A 7120-nucleotide genomic window follows, 5' to 3' on the forward strand; every position below is an offset into this window, starting at 1 on the left:
GTATATGAATTCGATTATATAACCGAACATACCATGAGTTCGATGCTTTAGTCAAACTCCGTATAAGTAAGAGTTTTTACTCTAACAAAACTGCTTCTTGAAAAGGAGAATAGCCTACTTTCAAGCCTCCACAGTTTTCTAGTATTTAAGGTTTTTCTGACTTTAACGTAAAGAATTACAAGACTATATTAAGTGTCTATTTAGGTGAGGCCTAGGGGAATAAAAGAGGCACTGTTCTTAACTAGAACGCACCTCTTTTATTAAGGCGATCGACTTTGAATTTTGTCTAAAAAATGACATTTTCCGTTTATAAAGCAAACGAGCCACTTTCTATATTGCTCTTTACAACTATTTTTCTTATGATTATTATAAGGGATTTTATATAGGAGTGGAGAAAACATATGAATAATGGTATCAACAACGCTAAACAGCGAAATTATAATCCGCTGATTTGGTTACTATCTATCGTGGTAGTAGGAGTTATAGTGGCAACATATTTCTTGCCGGAAATCCCAGGTGGTACAATATGGGGAATCGAATTAACGGTATTGCCGATGCTGAATGCTATATTCAACAGCTTTACCTTTATCTTTTTATTGATTGCGTTAGTTATGATTAAAAAGAAAAACATTACATTACATCGCAGATTCATCATCGCTGCTTTTGCAACGACCTTTTTATTCTGTATCTCATATTTAACGTATCACTCAATGGCTGCATCTACTAGTTACGGCGGAGATGGCCTGCTGATGTACATTTATTATTTTATACTCATCACGCACATTATACTTGCTGCCTTAATCGTGCCGCTTGCTCTGATCACACTTGGCAGAGGTTTGAATATGCAAGTGGAAAAGCATAAGAAAATTGCACGCTGGACAATGCCACTCTGGTTATATGTGAGCCTTACTGGAGTATTGGTCTATTTAATGATATCACCATATTATTAAGCATAGGTAATCTCATATTTATAAGATAGGGAAACCATTTTTTCTGGTTTCCTATTTTTATGTTAAGAAATAGAAACTCTGGATAGTTTACTTCAGTAATTACAACTATACACATCAAAAACTTGCTTGAAATAAAGTATTAAGTTGACTTTCATTGATTGTAATTATATATAATAGAAGGGCGTAAATTATTATGGTTGATCGGCAGGCAAAATTAAAACAGCAAGGATCTTACTGCAAGATACGGTACGTTTTTAGGAGGAAATACATTGGCAGCGATAACAATCGTTAAAGCTCTAAATAATAATGTCGTCATGGCTGAACATCCTGATGAGGGAGAGGTCATTGTAATAGGGAAAGGAATTGGCTTTAATCGAAAAGAGGGGGATTCCCTCTCAGCAGCACAAGCGGAAAAACTATTTGTTTTAAAAAATGAAAAAGAACAAGAACAATATAAAAAGCTGCTGCCGCAAATTGATGAAGCATGGCAAAGTGCGATTATCGAAGCGATTGGCCATATTAGTGAACGAGTGTCAGGCAAGTTAAATGAACATATCCATATCGGTTTAACAGACCACCTTTTACTTGCGATGGAGCGGGTTCGAAGTGGACATACAATTGTTAATCCATTTTTAACTGAAACGGTCACTCTTTATCCCTTTGAGCAGGGATTAGCAAAAGATGCAGTGGAAATAATTGGGGAAAAGACAGGCATTTACTTACCGAAAGATGAAATTGGATTCATCACACTTCACATACATAGTGCGTTAATGAATAAAGAGCTAGGAGAGGTAAATAGACATTCACAGCTTGTTACAAAATTAATTCATTTTATTGAAAGTGACTTTGAACTTGAGCTCGATAAGGAAAGCCTGGATTATATGCGGCTTGTCCGACATTTGCGGTTTACGATTGAACGTGTTGTGCAAGGGGAAAAAGTGCAAGAACCAGAAAAAATTGCCCAGCTGTTGAAATATGAATATCCATTATGCTATAATCTAGCTTGGAAGCTAATAAAAGTTATGCAAGAATTTTTGAAGAAAAAGGTATATGATGCAGAAGCGGTTTATTTAACGATGCATCTTCAACGTTTAAAAAAATATGAATAGCAATTATATCTGTACGTGTTACTGGATTAGGCAGGCATAAGTATGAAAGATAATTGAAGAGACTTAACATGGGGAATCTCCATGCTTCTTTTCAATGTCTTCTAAACTTATGCCTGTTTTTTTATTTCGTTTTTATTAGCTTCGATTAAAAAAATATTGGAGGAGTAAGAAAATGTGGAAAAAGTTTTTTGGTGTTTTACAGAAGCTTGGTAAAGCATTGATGCTTCCGGTGGCGATGCTGCCAGCAGCTGGTTTACTGTTAGGGCTAGGAAATGCCGCGCAACAGGATGCAATGTTACAGCTTTTGCCGTTTCTTGATGCGGATTGGATACAATTAAGTGCTCGGGTGATGGAGGACGCAGGTGATATTATATTTGCTAACCTGGCACTTATCTTCGCGGTCGGTGTTGCAATTGGACTAGCAGGTGACGGTGCAGCTGCACTTGCTGCGTTAGTTGGATATCTCGTAATGAACCAGGTGATGGGATCATGGTTAGGGCTATCTGCCGACAAGGTTGCATCAGAACCGGGATTTGCTAGTGTTCTCGGAATCCCGACATTACAAACAGGAGTTTTTGGCGGGATTATAATCGGTTTAATAGCTGCTTATGCTTATAATCGCTATCATGATATAGAGATGCCGTCTTTCTTAGGATTCTTTGCTGGTAAACGATTCGTTCCGATTATGACAGCAGCCTTTTCATTCATTGCAGGTTTGCTGATGTTGCTAGTTTGGCCACCTGTTCAAGAAGCAATGAACAGCGCGTCCCTTTGGTTAATTGAAGAAGGAACATATCTCGCCGTTTTTGCGTTTGGTTTTATTAAGCGTTTATTGATTCCATTTGGTTTGCATCATATATTCCATGCGCCATTCTGGTATGAATTTGGAAGCTATACAACGGCTGCTGGAGAGATAGTTAGAGGAGATATGACTATTTTCTTTGCCCAGCTAAGAGATGGTGTTGAAATAACAGCTGGTAATTTCATGGCTGGTGAATTCCCGATTATGATGTTTGGACTTCCAGCTGCAGCGTTAGCAATGTATCATACAGCACGCCCGGAAAGAAAGAAACTCGTTGCCGGATTACTTGCTTCTGGTGCGTTAACTTCATTCCTAACGGGAATCACAGAACCACTTGAATTTTCATTTATGTTCTTATCACCAATCCTGTTTCTAATCCATGCAATCCTGGATGGACTGTCCTTTATGCTTATGACATACCTTAGTGTAAATATTGGTTACACTTTCTCTGGCGGGGGAATAGACTTCTTACTATTTGGAATCTTGCCAGGTCAGGAACCTTGGTGGTTAGCGGTTATTGCAGGTCTTGTGTTTGCAGTGATTTATTATGTCATTTTCCGTTTTATGATTCAAAAGTTTAATCTGAAGACACCTGGACGTGAAGCGGTTAATGGTGAAGACGGGAATGAAGGTACTGCTATTGATCAAAATAGTGTACCTGCCCAGGTACTTGAAGCAATGGGTGGAAAAGAGAACATTGCCCATTTAGATGCTTGTATTACAAGACTTCGCGTATCTGTTAACAATCAAAGTGAAGTCGACAAAGATCGCTTGAAAAAGCTTGGTGCTTCTGGTGTATTAGAAGTTGGAGAGAACATACAAGCTATCTTCGGTCCGCGTTCAGAGATAATTAAAGGTCAAATGCAAGATATTATGGCAGGTAAAACGCCACAAGTAGAAGAAGAACAAAAGATAACAGAGACTAGCTCGAATAACTCGGTACAGGATGATTCATTTGTTTCCCCAATGACGGGTGAAATCAAACCAATTACAGACGTACCTGACCCTGTATTTGCAGGAAAAATGATGGGTGATGGTTTTGCAATTCTACCAACACATGGGACAATCGTTTCACCTGTGAACGGGAAAATTGTTAACCTCTTCCCAACCAAACATGCAATTGGCATTGAATCAGAGTCTGGCCGTGAAATATTGATTCACTTTGGAATCGATACGGTGAAATTGGAAGGTGAGGGCTTTGAAGCACTTGTGGCGCAAGATGATGAAGTCAAAGTAGGACAGCCTTTATTAAATGTTGATTTAAGTTATGTAAAAGAAAATGCACCATCGATTATGACACCAATCATTTTTACAAACTTAAAAGAAGGTGAAACTGTCAGCTTAACGAAACAAGGTAATGTAGAAATTGGTGACGAAGAAATTATTAAGATCCAGTAATATGTAAAACATGTATGGTAACCCCGCTTTGTATTAGATAACAAAGCGGGGTTTTTTGCACGCATTGGAAGATAAGCGAAGGCTGGGGGATAACTGCTTTAGGGTGCAGATCACCACTTCCGATTATTTTAAAGCATTCCAACTTGTAATTAGATAAATGGTTTATTTAGCACTTGATTACCGCTGTAAGCTTTTACAATCCGAATTTTGTACTACATTCCTTTTAATAATCACGTTATACATTATAATTCCATTCTAACTTACTGGTTAAGAGGCAACGATCAATTCACTGAGAAATTCTATCAACAAAGAGTCATCACTTGTAAACTTGTCATTTTGTTCTAGTATCTTTGTTTTATTTAAGCTATTGCCCGTTCTTATGTCGTTCTATTTAATGAACAATTAAAATTAATATGAGAAAAATATCGGGGGTTATACACTTTATAACGAACAAAAGAGGTGAAGTGGGAAAAAATTTAAATGGATATGTTCACAAAAAAGTAAGCGATAAATTTGAGAGGATGTGAGATTTCTAGATAATACCCTCTTACAATTACATTGATTGGCGGGTCATATGGAAATCCGCCAATCTATAGTTCGTAAAAGTTATTAAGCGTATGATATTTAGATGGGACATATTAACTGTATAAAATGCTTGATTGTCATGCACCAGCAATGTTTAAATGAATTTTCGCTCATATGCTGCTTCATTATTTTAAGAATCCGGAATAATAGTCACACCGATTGTTCGAATTGGTACATGTTTTTCACTGTTTTTACTTGTATCATTGTAATATTTCAGCATCAGATTGTTAAGTTCCACTTGAAAGTCCTTGAATTTATCATCATCCAGATTTAATTCTACGATTGAGAATGTGGAACCATCTTCAGAATTATCGTTTTCTAAGTTGGTTAAATAGGTTTTATATTGATTTAACAGTGATAATTGGTAGTAAGAATAGTAGTTTATTTTTTCATCTAAGGATGCTTTTTTCCAATCATCACTGCTCAGGCGTGCCTGCTCTGCATTTAATATATAATACTTTTCAGATACAGATCTGACCTTTTTTTCCTTTAAAACTCGTATAATCCCAGCATCTAACAATACTTGTATGTGCCGATAAAGTGTTGCTTGTGGAACATCTTTAATACTTTTAAGCATTTCCCGTGGACTTAACCCATTTTCCTTGTTCCTCATTAAAACTTGAGAAATTTTTATTCGAACTGGATGCATTAATATGTCAACTTTATTCGTCATTGGTTTATCTCTCCTATAGATTTATCTAAGTAAGAATACTCTTGTTAAGAAATAGTATAGTAACTATTATTATAATTAATAATGAAAAAAAAACAATAATTTTTAAAAAATTGATGTATTATTTTATACTTTGTGTTATTATTATTGATAATGATAATGAATAAGGGAGTGACTACTCATGAAATTACATTATGGACTAGACGATTTAAGTGAATTTGATATCGTGGCTTTTCTTCCCATTATTTTACCAATAGTGGCGATTGGACTCATTTTAGTTTTAACTGCGCTGATTGATCTTTATAGACATCGTGAAAGAAGAGAAAATGTTTTAATGTGGGCACTTATTATTATTTTTGCTAATACAATTGGTTCGATATTGTACTTTGTTATCGGAAGAAAGGAAAGTGGTGGAAGATGAAGCTAGAAATTAAAAATGTCACAAAGTCATTTAAAACTAAAACAGCAGTTAATCATTTTTCGATGGAGATTCAAAGTGGTGAATGTGTTGCTTTAGCAGGTCCAAATGGAGCAGGAAAATCGACCCTCATAAAACTTATTTCAGATATTATGAACCCTGATCAAGGAGAAGTATTACTAAACGGGAAAAACATTTCGAAAATGAAAAAGGAAATTGGTTATTTGCCGCAGTACCCTAATTTTTTCCCATGGATGACTGCCAATGAAACGCTAAACTTTATGGGAAGATTATCTGATATTGGAAAAAATGATTTGGAAAGGGGGATTCCATGGGTTTTATCAAAAGTAGGTTTAAGTGGAGAAGAGAATTCTAAGGTTGGAACGTTTTCTGGTGGAATGAAACAAAGGCTCGGTATTGCTCAGGCTTTATTACATAAGCCTTCTTTAATATTAATGGATGAACCCGTATCATCTTTGGATCCCATTGGCAGAAGAGAAGTATTAAACATTATTAATGAAATTAAGGAAGAAACAACGATTCTATTATCGACTCATATATTGGGGGATGCAGAAGAAATATGCGAAAGATTTGTCATTATAAAAGATGGGAGGAAAATAGAAGATGCGACAATGATTGACCTATTAAAAAGAAATAATAAAGATAAACTTTACTTTGAAATTACTGAAAAGGTGAAAGATTGGGTAAGGGAGATTGGAACGTTTGATTATGTGAAGAATGTGGATTTAACTGGAAATAGAGTCAAAGTGGAAGTGGATAATATTGGTTTAAACAAGGATATGTTACTGAAGAATGCTTTAAAAAATAATGTAAACCTTGTTCAGTTTAAAATAGATAGTGAATCTCTTGAGGAAATATTCTTGAAGTTGGTGGTGGACAAATGAATCAGTTTACCGTGTTAGTAAAGAAAGAACTTATTCAATTAGTACGTGAAATCAAGCTTGTTTGGTTTCCACTTGTCTTTATTTTCTTAGGTATCACTCAACCCGTTGTTAGTTATTACATGCCCTCCATCTTAGAAATGCTTGGTGGAGGACAGGTGTAACTGCTAAACTAGACTCAACAGTTTTCCACAAATAAGAGTAAACAGTTTTCACCAATTAAGACTAAACGGTTTACTAATTCCATATCCCTTTCGGTATACTTAAATCGGAGTATGTCGAAGGG

General features: G+C 35.8%; 7 protein-coding genes. 6 read left to right on the forward strand and 1 reads right to left on the reverse strand.

The window, feature by feature from the left end; all coding sequences use genetic code 11:
* Positions 1-401: 401 nt before the first annotated feature.
* The 3 genes from L3V42_RS16625 to ptsG all read left to right on the forward strand — a co-directional run bounded on the left by L3V42_RS16625 (position 402) and on the right by ptsG (position 4259).
* Positions 402-950, forward strand: a complete 549-nt coding sequence (locus L3V42_RS16625) for a DUF420 domain-containing protein (protein WP_235761446.1) — start codon at positions 402-404, stop codon at positions 948-950.
* Positions 951-1219: 269 nt separating this feature from the next.
* On the forward strand, positions 1220-2059 hold the full coding sequence (gene glcT, locus L3V42_RS16630) for a glucose PTS transporter transcription antiterminator GlcT (protein ID WP_255770509.1): 840 nt from the start codon (positions 1220-1222) through the stop codon (positions 2057-2059).
* 172 nt (positions 2060-2231) lie between these two features.
* On the forward strand, positions 2232-4259 hold the full coding sequence (ptsG, locus tag L3V42_RS16635; RefSeq protein ID WP_238472510.1) for a glucose-specific PTS transporter subunit IIBC: 2028 nt from the start codon (positions 2232-2234) through the stop codon (positions 4257-4259).
* Positions 4260-4974: 715 nt separating this feature from the next.
* Here ptsG and L3V42_RS16640 read toward each other — a convergent pair.
* Complete coding sequence (locus L3V42_RS16640) at positions 4975-5517, reverse strand: helix-turn-helix domain-containing protein (RefSeq protein WP_235761444.1); 543 nt, start codon at positions 5515-5517, stop codon at positions 4975-4977.
* Positions 5518-5695: 178 nt separating this feature from the next.
* On the opposite strand from L3V42_RS16640, the gene L3V42_RS16645 reads away from it, so the two are divergent.
* The 3 genes from L3V42_RS16645 to L3V42_RS16655 are packed head-to-tail and all read left to right on the forward strand — an operon-like array spanning position 5696 to position 6998.
* Entirely contained in the window at positions 5696-5935 is a 240-nt protein-coding gene (locus L3V42_RS16645) for a PLD nuclease N-terminal domain-containing protein (protein WP_235761443.1), read from the forward strand.
* A complete protein-coding gene (locus tag L3V42_RS16650; protein WP_238472511.1) occupies positions 5932-6837 on the forward strand; it encodes an ABC transporter ATP-binding protein in 906 nt (301 codons plus the stop codon). Before L3V42_RS16645 ends, L3V42_RS16650 begins: the two co-directional genes overlap by 4 nt.
* The gene (locus L3V42_RS16655) at positions 6834-6998 is read left to right on the forward strand and encodes a hypothetical protein (protein ID WP_238472515.1); all 165 of its coding nucleotides are present in this window, start codon (positions 6834-6836) and stop codon (positions 6996-6998) included. Before L3V42_RS16650 ends, L3V42_RS16655 begins: the two co-directional genes overlap by 4 nt.
* Positions 6999-7120 lie beyond the last annotated feature (122 nt).

The sequence above is a fragment of the Oceanobacillus alkalisoli genome (assembly GCF_022213125.1).
GTDB lineage: Bacteria > Bacillota > Bacilli > Bacillales > Amphibacillaceae > Oceanobacillus > Oceanobacillus alkalisoli.